The organism is Thioclava sp. NS-SX20 (assembly GCF_057380695.1).
In genome coordinates this window covers 2,514,146-2,531,577 of sequence record NZ_CM170816.1, presented here as the reverse complement: position 1 = coordinate 2,531,577, position 17,432 = coordinate 2,514,146, and the positions used below count along the sequence as shown (strand labels likewise).

Annotated in this window: 11 protein-coding genes and 1 tRNA gene; 3 read left to right on the top strand and 9 right to left on the bottom strand. The window is 60.0% G+C overall.

Annotated features, from left to right (window positions below; genetic code table 11):
* Nucleotides 1–70 precede the first annotated feature (70 nt).
* The 5 genes from gltB to AC2ISB_RS12450 form a co-directional block, all read right to left on the bottom strand.
* Nucleotides 71–4,609 (bottom strand): glutamate synthase large subunit, encoded by a 4,539-nt coding sequence (gene gltB, locus AC2ISB_RS12470; protein ID WP_406735860.1) that lies wholly within the window; start codon nucleotides 4,607–4,609, stop codon nucleotides 71–73.
* A gap of 93 nt (nucleotides 4,610–4,702) precedes the next feature.
* Nucleotides 4,703–5,413 (bottom strand): hypothetical protein, encoded by a 711-nt coding sequence (locus AC2ISB_RS12465; protein ID WP_486575263.1) that lies wholly within the window; start codon nucleotides 5,411–5,413, stop codon nucleotides 4,703–4,705.
* A gap of 64 nt (nucleotides 5,414–5,477) precedes the next feature.
* Nucleotides 5,478–6,911 (bottom strand): NAD(P)-dependent oxidoreductase, encoded by a 1,434-nt coding sequence (locus AC2ISB_RS12460; RefSeq protein WP_486575261.1) that lies wholly within the window; start codon nucleotides 6,909–6,911, stop codon nucleotides 5,478–5,480.
* 154 nt (nucleotides 6,912–7,065) lie between these two features.
* A complete protein-coding gene (locus AC2ISB_RS12455; RefSeq protein WP_339108516.1) occupies nucleotides 7,066–7,866 on the bottom strand; it encodes an undecaprenyl-diphosphate phosphatase in 801 nt (266 codons plus the stop codon).
* A 4-nt stretch (nucleotides 7,867–7,870) separates the two neighbouring features.
* On the bottom strand, nucleotides 7,871–8,854 hold the full coding sequence (locus AC2ISB_RS12450) for a complex I NDUFA9 subunit family protein (protein WP_339108515.1): 984 nt from the start codon (nucleotides 8,852–8,854) through the stop codon (nucleotides 7,871–7,873).
* A gap of 191 nt (nucleotides 8,855–9,045) precedes the next feature.
* Here AC2ISB_RS12450 and AC2ISB_RS12445 point away from each other — a divergent pair.
* Nucleotides 9,046–9,130 (top strand) — tRNA-Leu (locus AC2ISB_RS12445).
* A gap of 364 nt (nucleotides 9,131–9,494) precedes the next feature.
* The gene (locus AC2ISB_RS12440; RefSeq protein ID WP_406737041.1) at nucleotides 9,495–11,276 is read left to right on the top strand and encodes an ABC transporter transmembrane domain-containing protein; all 1,782 of its coding nucleotides are present in this window, start codon (nucleotides 9,495–9,497) and stop codon (nucleotides 11,274–11,276) included.
* Nucleotides 11,277–11,462: 186 nt separating this feature from the next.
* Here the strand turns inward: AC2ISB_RS12440 and AC2ISB_RS12435 are convergent, their stop codons facing one another.
* The 4 genes from AC2ISB_RS12435 to AC2ISB_RS12420 form a co-directional block, all read right to left on the bottom strand.
* Nucleotides 11,463–11,591: a hypothetical protein gene (locus AC2ISB_RS12435; protein ID WP_339108514.1), complete on the bottom strand. Its 129-nt coding sequence runs from the start codon at nucleotides 11,589–11,591 to the stop codon at nucleotides 11,463–11,465.
* A 235-nt stretch (nucleotides 11,592–11,826) separates the two neighbouring features.
* On the bottom strand, nucleotides 11,827–12,231 hold the full coding sequence (mutT, locus tag AC2ISB_RS12430; protein WP_339108513.1) for an 8-oxo-dGTP diphosphatase MutT: 405 nt from the start codon (nucleotides 12,229–12,231) through the stop codon (nucleotides 11,827–11,829).
* Complete coding sequence (gene argJ, locus AC2ISB_RS12425) at nucleotides 12,228–13,592, bottom strand: bifunctional glutamate N-acetyltransferase/amino-acid acetyltransferase ArgJ (RefSeq protein WP_339108512.1); 1,365 nt, start codon at nucleotides 13,590–13,592, stop codon at nucleotides 12,228–12,230. The genes mutT and argJ overlap by 4 nt, the downstream gene beginning before the upstream one ends.
* A 26-nt stretch (nucleotides 13,593–13,618) precedes the next feature.
* Entirely contained in the window at nucleotides 13,619–14,530 is a 912-nt protein-coding gene (locus tag AC2ISB_RS12420) for a peptidylprolyl isomerase (RefSeq protein ID WP_406735861.1), read from the bottom strand.
* Nucleotides 14,531–14,711: 181 nt separating this feature from the next.
* Between AC2ISB_RS12420 and secA the strand changes: the two genes are divergently transcribed.
* Nucleotides 14,712–17,426, top strand: coding sequence for a preprotein translocase subunit SecA (gene secA / locus AC2ISB_RS12415; RefSeq protein ID WP_339108510.1), 2,715 nt, complete (start codon nucleotides 14,712–14,714; stop codon nucleotides 17,424–17,426).
* The last annotated feature ends 6 nt before the right edge of the window (nucleotides 17,427–17,432 follow it).

Genomic DNA, 17,432 nt, shown 5'->3' with positions numbered 1-17,432 from the left:
GCAGTTGTCCACATGAAATTCGCATAAAAAAGCGGGGCCGATGGCCCCGCCTTGTCAATCTGATCCTGAGTTACTCTGCCGGAACCGCTTCGGGCTCGTCCGACAGCGGATAGGGCAGGTGACGCAGCATCTCTTTCGGGCAGACCTGCAGGAAGTTCAGGCGCTCCGTCTCCCAGTTCTGCAGGATCTCGGTGGCTTTGACCGAACGGGTCTCTTCGACATGGCGTTCGATCAGCCCCTTCACCTGCGCTTCCCAATGGTTATGGCCCAGACCACAGGTCACCAGAGATTCCGGATTGACGAGGTTCTCGGCCACGCCGTCCGGATCGTAAAGATAGGCCATCCCGCCTGTCATCCCCGCGCCGAAATTCGCGCCGATCGAACCGAGGATCACCGCCACACCGCCGGTCATATATTCACAACCATTGGTGCCACAGCCCTCGATCACCACCCGCGCACCCGAGTTCCGCACGGCGAAACGCTCGCCCGCGCGGCCTGCCGCAAACAGGTAGCCATCGGTTGCACCGTAAAGCACGGTATTGCCGATGATGGTGTTCTCGGAGGCCTTCAGCGGCGAGATCATCGGCGGACGCACCACGATGATACCGCCCGACAGGCCCTTGCCGACATAGTCATTCGCATCGCCCGAGACCTCGATCTTCAGACCCGGAGCCGCAAATGCCCCCAGCGACTGACCGGCAGACCCCGTCAGCTTCACCGTCAGATGGTCGGGCTGCAGCGCGTTGCGCATGCCGAAGTTCTGCACGATGTGGCTCGAGGCGCGCGTCCCGATGGTGCGGTGCGTGTTGCGCACGGCATAGGACAGCTGCATCTTCTCGCCTTCGTCGAAGAAGCGCGCGCCATCGCGGATGATTTCGGCATCCAGCGTATCGGGCACATAGTTGCGCGGCTTCGAGCGGTCGTAGACGATCTTGTCCCAGCCATCCACGGTCAGCAGCAGCGGGTTGAGATCAAGGTCATCCAGATGCGCCGACCCACGCGAGACCTGCGTCAGCAGATCCGCACGACCGATGATCTCGTCCAGCGAACGCGCACCGATCGAGGCAAGGATCTCGCGGACTTCCTGCGCATAGAAGGTGATCAGGTTGACGACCTTATCTGCCGAGCCGGTGAACTTCTTGCGCAGTTCGGCATCCTGCGTGCAGACGCCGACGGGGCAGGTGTTCGACTGGCACTGACGCACCATGATACAGCCCATCGCGATCAGGGCCGCAGTACCGATACCATATTCCTCGGCACCCATCATCGCGGCCATGACGATGTCACGACCCGTGCGCAGACCACCATCGGTGCGCAGCGTGACGCGGCCCCGCAGGTTGTTCATCGCCAGAACCTGATGCGCCTCGGTCAGACCCATCTCCCACGGCAGACCCGCGAATTTGATCGAGGTCGCCGGAGACGCCCCCGTGCCGCCATTATGGCCGGACACAAGGATGATATCGGCTTTTGCCTTGGCCACACCGGCGGCAATCGTGCCAACGCCCGAAGACGCCACCAGCTTCACCGTCACCTTACAGCGCGGGTTGATCTGCTTGAGATCGTAGATCAGCTGCGCCAGATCCTCGATCGAGTAGATATCGTGATGCGGCGGCGGCGAGATCAGCGTGACGCCCTTGGTCGAGTGACGCAGACGCGCGATCAGGTCGGTGACCTTCATGCCCGGAAGCTGGCCACCCTCACCCGGTTTCGCTCCTTGGGCTACCTTGATCTCAAGCTCTTCACAGTGGTTGAGATATTCGGCGGTCACACCGAAACGACCCGAGGCCACCTGCTTGATCTTGGCGGACGGATTGTCGCCATTCGGCTCGGGCACGAAATGCGCCGGATCTTCCCCGCCCTCGCCGCTGTCGGATTTCGCCCCGATACGGTTCATCGCAACGTTCAGCAGTTTATGCGCCTCGGGCGACAGCGCCCCCAGCGACATGCCCGGCGTCACGAACCGCTTACGGATCGAGGTGATCGATTCCACTTCCTCGATAGGGACGGGCTTGCCCAAAGGCTTCACGTCCAGAAGGTCGCGGATATGGATCGGCGGGTTGGCCCGCATCATGGCGCTATACTGTTTCCACAGGTCATAGCTTGCGCGGTCACAGGCGGCCTGCAGCATATGCATGCCCTGTGCGCCCCATGCGTGGGTCTCGCCCGAGCGGCGCGACTTGTAGAAACCGCCAATCGGCAGAACGTCCTGACCACCGAGCCAGCCCAGCTTGTGGACCTCCTCGAGCTTGTGCTGGATGCCGTGCAGACCGATGCCCGAAATACGCGAATGCATGCCCGGGAAATATTCGGCCACCATGGCGCGCGACAGGCCCACCGCCTCGAAGTTCAGACCACCGCGATAGGAGGAAATCACCGAAATCCCCATCTTCGCCATGATTTTCAGCAGGCCCGCATCCACCGCATCGCGATATTTGCGCACGGCCTCCAGCAGAGTGCCTTCGATCAGCCCGCGGTCGATCCGGTCGGCAATGGTGTCTTCGGCCAGATAGGCGTTGACGGTGGTTGCACCGGCACCCACCAGCACCGCGAAGTAATGCGGGTCCATACATTCAGCCGAACGCACATTGATCGAGCAGAAGGTGCGCAGGCCCTTACGGGTCAGCCAGCTATGCACAGCCGAGGTCGCCAGGATCATCGGCATCGCGATCTTGTCTTCGGACTGGTTCTCGTCGGTCAGGACGATATGGCCTGCGCCCGAACGCACGGCGTCTTCGGCCTCGTTACGGATACGGGCCAGACCGTCGCGCAGCGCTTCCTGATCCGCGCCAGCGGGGAAGGTACAGTCGATGATCGAGATATGCTCGCCGAAGATCTCGGCCATCTTGTTGAACTCTTCATTCGCGATGAAGGGCGTATCAAGAATAAGGATCTCGGTCTGGGCGCTGTCTTCGTCCAGCACGTTCTTGAGGTTCCCGAAGCGCGTCTTCAGCGACATCACGCGGTTTTCACGCAGGCTGTCGATCGGCGGGTTGGTGACCTGAGAGAAGTTCTGGCGGAAGAAATGGCTCAGCGGGCGGTATTTCTTGGACAGAACGGCAGGCGGCGTGTCATCGCCCATCGAGGCAATGGCTTCCTTGCCATCCTCGGCCATCGGGCTGAGGATCTGTTCGATGTCCTCAACGGTATAGCCCGCCGACATCTGGCGCTTGCGCAGTTCCGCACCGGTATATTTGGCGGCCTCGGGCAGGTCGCGCATCAGTTCCGAAAGGTCGGTGACCTTGTCCACCCACTCGCCGAAGGGGCGCGAGGCGGCCAGTTTGTCCTTGATATCGGTGTCGTGATACAGCTTGCCCTCGGCCATATCGACGGCAATCATCTGCCCCGGACCAAGCGCGCCTTTCTCGATGACATTGGCCTCGTCGGTCGGCACCATGCCCACTTCGGAGCCTGCGATCAGCATGCCGTCGCCGGTCACCACATAGCGCAGCGGGCGCAGGCCGTTGCGGTCAAGCCCGCCACAGACCCAGCGGCCATCGGTCATCGCAAGGGCGGCAGGGCCGTCCCACGGCTCCATCACGGCGTTGCAATAGCCATACATATCCTGCCATGCCTGCGGCATTTCGTCGGTGGCCTTGGACCAGGCTTCGGGCACCAGCATGGTTTTCACCATCGGTGCGATCCGGCCCGAACGGACCATCAGTTCGAACACCGAATCCAGCGCGCCCGAGTCGGAGGCGGCAGCGGGGATCACCGGTTTGATGTCTTCGGCCATATCGCCGAAGGTCGCCGAGGCCATGCGGATCTCGTGCGATTTCATCCAGTTGATATTGCCCTTGATCGTGTTGATCTCGCCGTTATGCGCCAGCATCCGGAAGGGCTGCGCCAGCCACCATTCGGGGAAGGTGTTGGTGGAATAGCGCTGGTGGTAGATCGCGAAGGACGACTCGAAACGCTCGTCCTTCAGGTCGGGATAGAATTCCGCAACCTGCTCGGCTAGCATCATGCCTTTATAGATGATCGAACGGGTCGAGAGCGAGCAGATATACAGGCCCTTGAGCTGCGCCGCGATGGCCGCTTTCTCGATCCGGCGACGGATGATGTAAAGCTCGCGCTCGAACTGCTCCTCGTCGATATCCTTCTCGTTACGGATCAGGATCTGTTCGATCTCGGGGCGGGTGGCGTTGGCTTTGTCCCCCAGACAAGAGGTCGCGACCGGCACGTGGCGCCAGCCATAGATATAGTGGCCCATGCGCAGAACTTCGGATTCCACGATGGTCCGGCAGTTTTCCTGCGCGCCGAAATCGGTGCGCGGCAGGAAGACCTGACCCACGGCGATACGCTTGTCCATATCCGGTTCGTGGCCGGTGCGGCGGATCTGGTCGTGGAAGAAGGGGGCAGGGATCTGCACATGGATACCCGCGCCGTCGCCGGTCTTGCCGTCGGCATCCACCGCGCCACGGTGCCAGATCGCTTTCAGCGCATCAATGCCGTTTTCTACGACGCGACGCGAGGCTTTCCCGTCGATCGAGACAACAAGCCCCACACCGCAGGACGACTTCTCGTCATCCGCCTTGTAGAGCGAGTTTGCCGACATCCATTCACGCTTGGCTTCCTCGCGGGCAACCCAGGCTTCATCATATTTGGTCATGTCATGCCTCCTTGGGAGAACGTAGTGCACCGGCTGTGACGCGCGGCGAATTCAAAGGGTGGCTTGCGCCTGGTTCGTGTGGGGCTGCGCCGATTATCGCAAATCTTCGGGGCGCAGCGCCGTCATCGTCATGTCGCAGTCGTAGATCGGCTTTGCGGCACCAAACCCGTCTTCGCCCTCATGGGCAAAGGAGACTGGCGCATCATAGGTCTGCACACTGTCGCCTTGCGGGCTTTCATAGGTTTCGCGTCCTGAAAAGAACACGCGCAGATCGCGGTCGATATACTGGGTTCCAGACCGGCGGGCGAGGATGTTGCCAGCCTTGTCCTGTGTTTCCAGTTTAAAATCCGCGCGTTCCAGAACCTTGCCGTCAATCGTGACCTTGTCTCCGGTGAGCCAGTCGCGACCGATCTGGCGGCGGGTCTCTCCGAAATTGTTGTAGGTGACAAAGTCGTAATCATCCTCGCCTGTGTCGAGCAGCGTGCTGAACGAGGCATTATCCTTGGAGCCTGCCTCGTCCAGCTGGGCGATTTCCCCGTTATCAAGGCTGATCGACTGAAGCCAGCGGGTCTCGGAATCGATCAGTGACAGGAAGTATTCGCCATCGCCATCGGCATAAGAAATCCAGCGATCGCCTTGGGCATCCCCCGCGCAGTGATAGAGATTGGCGACCTGACAGCTATGCATCTGCACCGTCAGATCCAGCGTGCAGGCATCGGGCACGGCAAACTGGTCGTCTGCCGATTGCGCCTGTGCATGTGCGCCGATCAAGGTGATTGCTGCAAAAACTGCCACCCGTTTCATGGGGATAGGTCCTTCCGTCTCTTCGCGCAGGGCCGGATGCGGCCCTGCCTGCGTGGATAGGGGATTACTGGGCCGCGACGGCGGTCACACCATCAAGATAGCGGATGATCTCGGCGCCAGCCTCGCGGCCGTCGCGGATCGCCCAGACCACCAGCGAGGCCCCGCGCACGATATCGCCCACCGCATAAACGCCGGGGATATTGGTCGCATGGGTGCCGAACTCGGCCTTGACGGTGCCCCAACGGGTGACTTCCAGCTCTTTGGTGTCCCATTGGTCCTGCAGATCTTCCGGCTCGAAACCGAGAGCCTTGATGACCAGATCGGCTTTCTCCTCGTAGATCCCGCCTTCGATGGGCTCGGGCGACTGACGGCCCGAGGCATCGGGTTGGCCCAGCTTCATCTTCTGGATGGTGATCGAGGAAACCGGATTGCCGGTAAAGCCCTTGGGCGCTGCCAGCCAGACGAATTCCGCGCCTTCTTCCTCGGCGTTCTGCACCTCGCGCTGCGAGCCGGGCATGTTGGCACGGTCGCGGCGGTAGAGACATTTGACCGAGGTCGCACCCTGACGGATGGCGGTGCGCACGCAGTCCATCGCGGTGTCCCCACCACCGATAACCACGACATTCTTGCCCGCCGCATTCAGCGTGCCGTCTTCGAATTCGGCAACCTCATCCCCGAAGGACAGCTTGTTCGAGCAGGTCAGATAGTCGATCGCGCGCACGATACCCGCCGCATCCGCACCCGGATCACGCAGATCGCGGGTCTTATAGACGCCGGTCGCAATCAGCACGGCGTCATGCTTGCCGCGGATCGCATCGAAGGTGATATCGGTGCCGACATTGCAGTTCAGCACGAATTCCACGCCCGCTTCTTCCAGCTGGGTCACGCGACGCATGACGATATCCTTCTCCAGCTTGAAGCCGGGGATACCATAGGTCAGCAGCCCGCCCGCGCGGTCGTGACGGTCATAGACGGTGACCTTGCAGCCCGCGCGGCGCAGCACATCCGCCGCCGCCAGACCACCCGGACCCGCGCCGATGATGCCGATGCTTTCCTCACGCTCGACCTTCGGCGTGATGGAAGGCACCCAGCCGTTCTCGAAAGCGGTGTCGGTGATGTATTTCTCGACCGAGCCGATGGTCACGGTGCCATGCCCCGATTGCTCGATGACGCAGTTTCCTTCGCATAGGCGGTCCTGCGGGCAGATGCGACCGCAGATCTCGGGGAAGGTATTGGTGGCTTGGCTGATGTGATAGGCTTCTTCCAGACGGCCCTCTGCCGTCAGGCGCAGCCAGTCGGGAATGTTGTTATGCAGCGGGCAGTGCTGGTGGCAATAGGGCACACCACATTGCGAACAGCGCCCTGCCTGTTCGGCCGCTTTCTGTTCGGCGTATTCCGCGTAGATCTCGTTGAAGTCTTGGGCGCGTTGCTTCGCGTCGCGCTTCGCCGGCATTTCCTTTGCCGTCGACACGAACTTCAGCATGCGTTGCTTGGCCATGGCTAGCGCCTCCCTAGCGTTTCTTTGGCACTGTGCTACACGCTAACCGAAGGCATTAAAAGTAAGAGGGGCTGACCTAAATATCGCTTTTTTCGTGTTTTGAGAAGATTCACAATAAAAAATGCGGCTAATTAGGTCAGCTTTAGTTACTTAGTTAGCGCGCGATGGCAAAATATCCAAAGATCGCAAGGCCGACGAGGATCCGCCAATAGCCGAAAATCGCGTAGCCGTGGCGCGAAATGAAGTCGAGCAGGTGGCGGACGACGATGACTGCAGAGATGAACGCCATAACAAAGCCGATGACGATGAGCGTCATATCGTCAGCGTTCAACAGATCGTAGTTTTTGTAAAGGTCGTAGGCAAAGGCACCGGCCATCGTCGGCATCGACAGGAAAAAGCTGAACTCGGCGGCGGCACGTTTGGATACGCCCATCAACATGGCTCCCACAATGGTCGAGCCCGAACGCGAAGTCCCTGGAATCATGGCCAGACATTGGATGAAGCCGATGGCAAGCGCCTTGCCCAGCGGGATTTTCATGGCGTCGTCATGTTTGGGGTGAAGGTCCATACGGTCGATCACAATCAGCACGATGCCGCCCAGAATAAGGCTGGTGGCGATGATCAGCGGAGAATCGAAGAGCACGCGTTTGATGAAATCATGCGCAAGAATGCCAATGAAAACGGCAGGCAGGAAAGCGATAAGGACGCTGAGGATGAAGCGCCGCGCCTGAGGGTCATGGGGCGCGGCGGTGAAGACCTCGAACAGCTTCTTGGCATAGACGCCAAGAATGGCGATGATCGCGCCAAGCTGGATCACAACTTCGAAAGCATGCCCTGTCGAGTGGAAATCAAGCATTTCCCCGACAATCAGCACATGCCCCGTGGACGAAACGGGGAGGAACTCAGTGAGACCCTCTACAAATCCAAGTATTGCGGCGGAGAGGGTATCATTCATGAGATCAGGACCGTTTTAGATTTTTTGCAGAAGCTTGAATCTCTTCATACTGTCCATGCGGACGGAAGCGCCAGAGGTAACCCGCCATGATTGCGTTCATTGCCGTAGGTGTGATCTGGAGTTGAGCAAAGCTTCGCGCGTCTTCCGAAACGATATTGTCCTTCTTCAGATTTTTCACCTGATCACGAGTCAGAAGCGTGTTGCTGAACAAACCGCCGGTCAGCGTCTGTAGCAGATCGAACAGTCCCGCCACCAGAGAGGCCAGACCGAAAGGCATGTTGAAGATCGTACGTTTGCGATTGATCACGCCCAGCATGGTTTTCAGAAGATCGCTCAGGCTGGCCTGATCGGGGCCGCCCAGTTCGTAGGTGCCCTTGGCCTTGCCCTCGACCCCCATCACCGCTGCGGCGGCCACATCATCCACCCAGACCGGCTGGAATTTGGTCTTGCCGCCGGTGATCGGCAGAATGAAGGAGAAGCGGCTCATGGCTGCGAATTTGTTGAAGAACCCGTCTTCCGTCCCGAACAGAACCGAGGGGCGCAAGATCATCGCTTCCGGGAAATGCTCTAGAACGGCGGCTTCGCCTTCAGCCTTGCTGCGCGCATAGGCGCTTGCGGCTTTGGCATCTGCTCCGATGGCCGAGAGATGTACGAGATTCTGCACGCCAAGCTCTGCGGCAATCCGTGCCACACGTCCTGCACCCTCGGCTTGCACGGCATTGAAGCTGTTCTTGCCCGTGGTGCACAGGATGCCAACGCAGTTCACAACCGCATCTGCGCCGATCATCGCGGCGCGCACCGACGCGTCATCACGGATGTTGCAGAAAACCGGCTCTACCTGACCAACCGCGCCATAAGGCTTGGTGAAAAGCGCCTCGTTCGGGCGGCGCACGGCAATCCGGATACGCCATCCGTCTTTTGCAAGGCGGCGGGCAATATAGCGCCCTACAAAACCAGAACCGCCATAGATCGTCACAAGTTTCGCCATTGGCTGGGCCTCCCCCTTGCAATTTTTCCCTTCCTGATTACCGATTTACCTCTTGCGGGACAAGGGGCCAGCGGCATTCCTTCGTTCTCGGTGAAAAAAATGAAAATTTCCTATTGACGGTGCTTTGCTCTCACCGTAGAAGCCTCCTCACACCAGCGGCGCTGCAGCGAAAGACGCAGTAAAGCAGGAACGCCCAGATGGCGGAATTGGTAGACGCGCACGGTTCAGGTCCGTGTGCCGCAAGGCGTGGAGGTTCGAGTCCTCTTCTGGGCACCAATCCAAAAAAACCCGCTTAACCTCGACAGGTTAAGCGGGTTTTTTGTTTTACCCACCCAATTTCTTTCCCACTTGGTCGTGATCGGCGCTGGCCTGATACAGGTTGGCACGTTTGGCCCTTTCAGAAGAAGGCTCCAAACGGATTTGACTATGTGTAGGCAGGCCTCGCGCCGGTCCCCGCGAGAGGTCCGAAGTTCGGGGGTGCGCCCGTTGGGGGCGCGGTGCGCTGGCGCCGCAATGTCGCGGATTTGGCCGGAGAAACCGGTTTTTCCGCTTCACAGTCATGAAACCTTAGTCGTTAAAGGCCATTCGAGCCTTGCCCGAGAGGATTTGGCTGCCTAAACCGCAGAAAACAGGAGGCCTTATAGTGCGTAGATCAAAGACCACGACGGAAGATCGCCCGACAACGAAACGGGTTGGCGCATTGCGAGGCCTCTGGCCCTTCTTGCGGCCCTATCGCGGCCTAGCTGTTTCGGCTCTTCTGGCTTTGGTGCTGACAGCCTCGGTATCGCTGGTGCTGCCGATTGCGGTGCGCCGTGTGGTTGACGGGTTCAACAGCGGCGCGGCCCTGCTGGACGAATATTTCGGTGCGGCACTGGTGATTACCGCGCTTCTGGCGATCGGGACGGGCGCGCGTTACTATTTGGTGACCCGCTTTGGCGAGCGGGTTGTGGCCGATATCCGTATGGCGGTGTTCGACCGTGTCATCGCCATGTCGCCCGCCTTTTTCGAGAAAATCCTGACCGGCGAGATCATTTCGCGCATCACCACCGATACGACGCTGATTCTCTCTGTGATCGGTTCTTCGGTTTCGGTGGCGCTGCGGAATTTCCTGATTTTCGTTGGGGGGATGGTCATGCTTCTGGTGACCTCCGCCAAGCTGACGGGACTGGTGCTGCTGATCGTTCCGGCGGTGATCGTGCCGATTATTGTCTTGGGGCGGCGGTTGCGCGGGTTGTCGCGTGAAAATCAGGACTGGATCGCAAGTTCTTCGGGGTCGGCCTCCGAGGCGCTGCTTTCGGCGCAGACCATTCAGGCCTTTACCCATGAAACCCGCACCCGCGACAGGTTCCGCGATGTGACCGAAAAAAGTTATAGCGCCGCCAACCGCCGGATCCGCACACGCGCCATGATGACCGTGATCGTGATCTTCCTGATCTTTTCCGGTGTGGTCGGCGTTTTGTGGGTGGGCGCGCGCGATGTGCGCAACGATATCATGTCGGTCGGTGAGCTGGTGCAGTTCGTCATCTATGCGGTGATGGTCGCAGGCTCGGTCGGGGCGCTTTCGGAAATCTGGGGCGAGTTGCAGCGTGCGGCAGGGGCGACAGAGCGCCTGATCGAGCTTTTGCAGACCAAGGACAATCTGGAGGACCCCGAGACGCCGATGGCCTTGCCGCGTCCGGCCAAGGGGGCGATCAGCTTTGCCGATGTCAGTTTCCACTATCCCTCGCGTCCTGACACTTCGGCGCTGGATCATGTGACGCTGGAGATCGCGGCGGGGGAGACGGTGGCGCTTGTCGGGCCTTCAGGGGCAGGGAAGACGACGATCATCCAGTTGATCCAGAGGTTCTGGGACCCTGAAACGGGGGCTGTGTCGATTGACGGGGTGGATCTACGGCAGATGGCACGGGCCGATTTCCGTCAGTCCATCGCGCTTGTCCCGCAAGATCCGGTGATTTTTGCGGCCTCTGCGCGCGAGAATATCCGTTTTGGCCGTCCCGAGGCCAGCGATGCCGAGGTCGAGGCTGCGGCCCGTGCCGCCCATGCGCTGGACTTCCTGCAGGCGCTACCGGACGGGCTTGAGACCTATGTCGGCGAGCGTGGCGTGATGTTGTCGGGCGGGCAGAAGCAGCGCGTGGCGATTGCGCGCGCCATGCTGCGGGATGCACCGATCCTGCTTCTGGACGAGGCGACATCGGCACTGGATGCCGCTTCGGAGCGGGCGGTGCAGGCGGCGGTCGAGCAACTGGCACAGGATCGCACCACCATCATCATCGCGCACCGTCTGGCGACCGTGAAAAAAGCCGACCGTATCGTGGTTTTCGATCAGGGCCGGATCGTGGCACAGGGCACTCACGAAAGCCTTGTGGCCGAGGGCGGGCTTTATGCAGAGCTGGCACGGTTGCAGTTTACCGAAGGGGAGTAATCCCTTTCGTGCCGCAGGTCACCGCGCCCAGAGTCGGGACATCCCCCCCGAGCGGGCCCCGAGCAGGCCCCGAGCGGGGGCATAAAAAAAGAGGCCCCGAAGGGCCTCTTTCTTTTACCTGCTGATGGTATCAGGCATCAACCTTCCGGCACGCCCTCCCCTGCGCGCCGTGGGACGCCCGAGAGTTCAGCGGGTAACCGGACGACCGGTGTAAAGCTCTTCGCCAACGCGGACGGTGATTTTGCCGTCTGCCAGTTTGCCTTGGTAGATGCCTTGGATCGAAACCGAGCTGCCAACGGTGATAGTACGAAGCATAAGGACCTCCCTTAGAAGATGATCCGGATCCTGATTAATCCGATATCTTTATAAAACAGGATTGTCATAAAATTGCAAAGAAAAAAGGCGAGGTAGGGTGAATTATTTCTTAAATGCAGGCAGTTTTGAAATTTTGTCGACAGTCCGGCAGAAAAACTGCCTATATTGCCGTCATTGAATGTAAAAGGCGCCCAGATAGGGCGCCCTAAACACGAATCAAGAAGTTTTTTTCAACCTAAAGCCAGTCCCGCAACATGGGTATCAGCGGGATATCGGCGGGCGGCATCGGATAATCCGTAAGTTCCTTCGCCCGCGCCCATGTCAGCGTCTGGCCTTCGCGCGGGGCAGGGATGCCCTCCCATTTGCGGCAGGCAAAGAGCGGCATCAACAGATGGAAATCGTCATAGCTGTGGCTGGCAAAAGTCAGCGGCGCCAGACAGCTCGCCCAGGTGTCGATCCCGAGCTCTTCCTTCAGCTCGCGGATCAGGCAGGCCTCGGGGGTCTCGCCCGCCTCGACCTTGCCGCCCGGAAACTCCCATAGCCCCGCCATCGATTTGCCCTCGGGGCGCTGCGCCAGAAGCACGCGCCCGTCGGGGTCGATCAGGGCAACCGCCGAGACAAGAACGATCTTCTTGGTCACGAGCGGTAATCCGCGTTGATGTCGATATAGCGATGGGTCAGATCACAGGTCCAGACGGTTTTTGACGCCTCGCCCAAGCCCAGATCCACCCCGATCACCAGCTCGGCCTGTTTCATATAGGCCGAGGTCGCCTCTTCCGAATAATCGGGATTGCGCCAACCCTTTTCGGCCACCACGATATCGCCAAACCGGATCGTCAGCAGGTCGCGTTCGGCATAGGCGCCGGATTTGCCCACAGCGGCCACGACGCGGCCCCAATTTGCATCCTCGCCCGCAATCGCGGTTTTCACCAGCGGAGAATTGGCGATGGACATGGCGATGGTATGGGCATCGGCCGTTGTCTGTGCGCCCGTCACCTGCACTTCGACAAATTTCGTGGCACCTTCGCCATCCATCACGACCTGCTTGGCCAGATCGGTCATCACGGCACGCAGGGCCTTTTCAAAGGCAATCGCGGCGTCGCTGCCCTCGATCAGCGGAGCCGCGGGCGATTTGCCAGTGGCCGCAAGGATCAGCGCATCCGAGGTCGAAGTGTCGCTATCAACGGTGATTGCGTTGAACGTATCATCCACCTGCCACGATAGCAGCTTTTGCAGCAGGTCGGGTGCGATGGTGGCATCGGTGAAGATATAGACCAGCATCGTCGCCATATTCGGCGCGATCATCCCCGAGCCCTTGGCGATACCGGCGATCTTGATCTCGCCGCCTTCGCCCGCCACGGTCGCGCAGGCGCCTTTGGGGAAGGTGTCGGTGGTCATGATGGCGCGGGCGGCATCGGAAATCGAGGCGGGGCTGAGCTTGGTCTTCAGTTCGCCCAGCACATTGGTGATACGCTCATGCGGCAGCGGCTCGCCGATCACGCCGGTCGAAGAGGTGAACACGCGCGAGGCCGGAAGCCCCAGCGTTTCGGCCACTTTGCCCGAGATCGCATCGACCGAGGCCTGACCATTGGCGCCGGTAAACGCATTGGCGTTGCCCGAGTTCACCAGAATGGCCGCGCCCTGATCCGAAACCGGATTGCCCGCCAGCTTGGCCTGATTGTCCAGCACACAGGCCGCGCGGGTCGAGGATTTGGTGAAGACGCCCGCAAGCGCCGCACCGGGGCAGATCTCGGCCAGCATCACATCGGTGCGGCCCGCATATTTGACGCCCGCCGCAGCAGAGGCAAAGCGGACGCCGTCAATTTCAGGCAGGTCGGGGAAGCGTGCCGGAGCAAAAGGCGAAACCATCGCCGACTTTGCCGGAGCGATCTCGGCTCCGACCCCGCCAGTCTTCAGTCTCGCTTTGAGTTTCTTGACCTTGCTTTCAAGCTTGTCGACGCGGCGTGCGTACCGCTTGATGGTCTTCTTCTTCCCAGGCATGCGCCATCCCCTTCCATGTTTCGGCCTTATTGGCCGAACAACGTGTCGTTCTTCAGGATAGCAGGATCAATGTCGCCGTCCATCCGCTTCACATCTGCGGCGTCAACTGTTTCCTTCACGCGATCCTCAACCGCTTTCTGACGCAGATCGTCTTCCAGCTCGGCCCGGACATCGTCGATTTTCGGCGCATCGGCAATGCGGGTGCCTTCGCGTTTGATGATATGCCAGCCATATTCGGTCTGCACGGGGTCAGAAACCTCGCCATCCTTCATCTTGGCGACGGCATCGGCAAAGGGCTGCACCATCGCATCCAGCGAGAACCAGCCCAGATCGCCGCCATTCTCGGCTGCGCCATCCTGACTATTGGCTTTGGCCAGCTCGGCGAAATCCGCGCCGTCATCCAGCTTTTTCTTGATCTCTTTGGCCTTCTCTTCGGTCGGCACGATAATATGGGCGGCGTGATATTCGGTCACCGGATTGTCGGCGTTATATTTTGCCGCATAGGCTTTCTGGACGGCATCATCGGACGCGGCACGATTTGCCGTATATTCCAGCATCGACCCTGCCAGATAGGCACGGCGCTGCACTTCAAGGGCAACGTCATCGCGCTTGGTCTTGCGGCCTTCGCCGATTTCCGAAAGAGCGGTCTGCTGCACAAGCTGGTCAAGGATGCCCTTGAACAGCGTTGCATCATCAAGTTGCAGATATTGCGGCGGCAGGCTGTCGCGCACGATCTGCATCTGGCCTACGGTGATATCCTTGCCGTTTACGGTGGCCACCACCGTGTCGGCATTCACATCCTTGCGGTAGTCTTTGGCAGCCGCAGGGGCCGCTTTGTCGGCCGCCGGCGCTGCGGGGGTGCTGTCTTGCGCCTGTGCGCCCGCAGCCATCATCGCAACCACGGCTGCGGTCCCCAGAAGTTTCGTCAGTTTCGGCATCTTGGCCACTCCTTCACTGCCGCATTCCTTCGCGGCGTTGACACTCTGACAGTCGACCCTTACATCGCCAAGGGTCAAAAAGGCCCTTTGTGCCCTTTCTCGCATGCTTTTTAGGCAGGCCCGAATGGCGCGGCAAGGGTGGCCCCACACACGATTTGGTCAGTCCAATTGCGGAGAAGTCATGCTCGGCCTCGGAACACTCGCGAAAAAGGTTTTCGGCACGCCGAATGACCGCAAGGTAAAATCTGTTCGTCCTCTGGTGGCGAAGATCAACGCGCTCGAGGAAGAGTTTGCGGCCCTGACAGATCAGGGTCTGATCGAAAAAACACATGAATTCCAACGGCGTGTGCAAGAGCAGGGCGAAAGCCTTGATGATCTTCTGCCCGAAGCCTTTGCGAATTGCCGCGAGGCGGCACGCCGTGCACTGGGGCTGCGCGCCTTTGATGTGCAGCTGATGGCGGGCATCTTCCTGCATCAGGGGCAGATTGCCGAAATGAAGACCGGCGAGGGCAAAACCCTTATGGCCACTTTCCCCGTCTATCTGAATGCGCTGGCCGGTAAGGGCGTGCATGTGGTGACGGTGAACGACTATCTCGCCCGCCGTGATGCGGAGTGGATGTCGAAAGTCTATGGCGCGCTCGGGCTGAGCACCGGCGTTGTTGTGCCCTTCCAGCCCGATGCCGAGAAAAAGGCGGCCTATCAGGCAGATATCACCTATGCGACCAATAACGAGCTTGGGTTCGACTATCTGCGCGACAATATGAAGGGCTCGGTCGAGGAAATGGCGCAGCGCGGGCATTTCTTCGCGATTGTCGACGAGGTCGATTCGATCCTGATCGACGAGGCCCGCACGCCGCTGATCATCTCCGGCCCTGCCGAGGATCGTACCGAGCTGTATAATACGCTCAACAAATATATCCCCGAGCTGACCGAAGAGCATTACACCATTGACGAGAAGGCGCGGAATGCGACCTTCACCGAAGAGGGCAACGAATATCTGGAGCAGCGCCTTCAGGCCGAGGGCATCCTGCCCGAGGGCCAGTCGCTTTACGATCCGGAATCGACCACGCTGGTGCACCATGTCACGCAGGCTCTGCGTGCGCATAAGCTGTTCAACAAAGACGATAATTACGTCGTGGCCAATGGCGAGATCGTGCTGATCGACGAACATACCGGCCGCGCCATGAAGGGCCGCCGTCTGTCCGACGGCCTGCATCAGGCGATCGAGGCGAAAGAGGGGGTGCAGGTGCAGCCCGAAAACGTCACGCTGGCCTCGGTGACCTTCCAGAACTATTTCCGCCTCTACGAGAAGCTGGCCGGCATGACCGGCACCGCCTCGACCGAGGCCGAGGAATTTGCCGAAATCTACAAGCTGGGCGTGGTCGAAGTGCCGACCAACCGCCCCGTGCAGCGGATCGACGAGCACGACCGCGTCTATCGCACCGCGATGGAAAAATATCAGGCCGTGATCGAGGCCATCCGAGAGGCGCATGAGAAGGGGCAGCCCATTCTTGTCGGCACCACCTCGATCGAGAAATCCGAGATGCTGTCACATCTGCTGACGCAGGCCGGTATCACGCATAACGTCCTCAATGCCCGCCAGCACGAACAGGAAGCCCAGATCGTGGGGGATGCCGGTCGTCTGGGGGCTGTGACCATTGCCACCAACATGGCCGGTCGCGGGACCGACATCCAGCTGGGCGGCAATGTGGAAATGCGCGTGCAGGAAGAGCTGGCACGCGATCCGGAGGCGGATCCCGAAGAGGTGCGCGCCCGTATCGAAGCGGCCACTGCCGAAGAAAAGCAGAAGGTTCTGGAGGCGGGCGGGCTGTTCGTTCTGGCGACCGAGCGCCATGAATCGCGTCGTATCGACAACCAGCTGCGCGGTCGTTCGGGCCGTCAGGGGGATCCGGGGCGCTCGCTGTTCTTCCTGTCGCTGGAAGATGACCTGATGCGGATCTTCGGGTCCGACAAGCTTGAAAATGTTCTGTCCAAGCTTGGCATGAAAGAGGGCGAGGCGATCATCCACCCGTGGGTGAACAAGTCTCTGGAGCGCGCGCAGGCCAAGGTCGAGGGTCGTAACTTCGACATCCGCAAGCAGCTTCTGAAATTCGACGATGTGATGAACGATCAGCGTAAGGCGATCTTCAACCAGCGTCGCGAGATCATGGATAGCCGTGACGTAGATGAGATCGCCGCCGATATGCGCCATCAGGTGATCGATGATCTGGTGGATCAGTATCTGCCGCCGAAATCCTATGTTGATCAATGGGATATCGAAGGGCTTGCGGCCGCGATCCAAGAGGGTCTGAACCTCAGCCTGCCGCTGGCGGACTGGTCGCAGGAAGAGGGCGTCGATCAGGAGGTCATGCTGGAACGCATCGAGGAGGCCTCCGACGCCTATATGGCAGAGAAGGAAGCCGCCTTCGGCCCCGAGGTCATGCGCACGATCGAAAAGCAGATCCTGCTGCAAACGGTCGATACCAAATGGCGCGAGCATCTGGTGAAGCTGGAGCATCTGCGTTCGGTGATCGGCTTCCGTGGCTATGCGCAGCGCGATCCGCTCTCGGAGTATAAAACCGAAAGCTTCCAGCTGTTCGAGGCCCTTCTTGACGGGTTGCGTGTGGATGTGACCCAGCGCCTTGCGCAGATCCGCCCGCTCACCGAGGCCGAGCGCGAGGCCCTGCAGGCGCAGATGTATAGTGCCCGCAACGAGGAGCAGCCCGAGCCGGAGCAACACAGCATGCCGGAAGAGCCTCCCCGGATCGAGGTCGTGGGCGAGACCCGTCCGGGTTTTGACGAGAACGATCCTGCCACTTGGGGCGAACCGGGCCGGAATGACCCTTGCCCGTGCGGGTCGGGGCTGAAATTCAAGCATTGCCACGGTAAGCTGTAAGGCGCT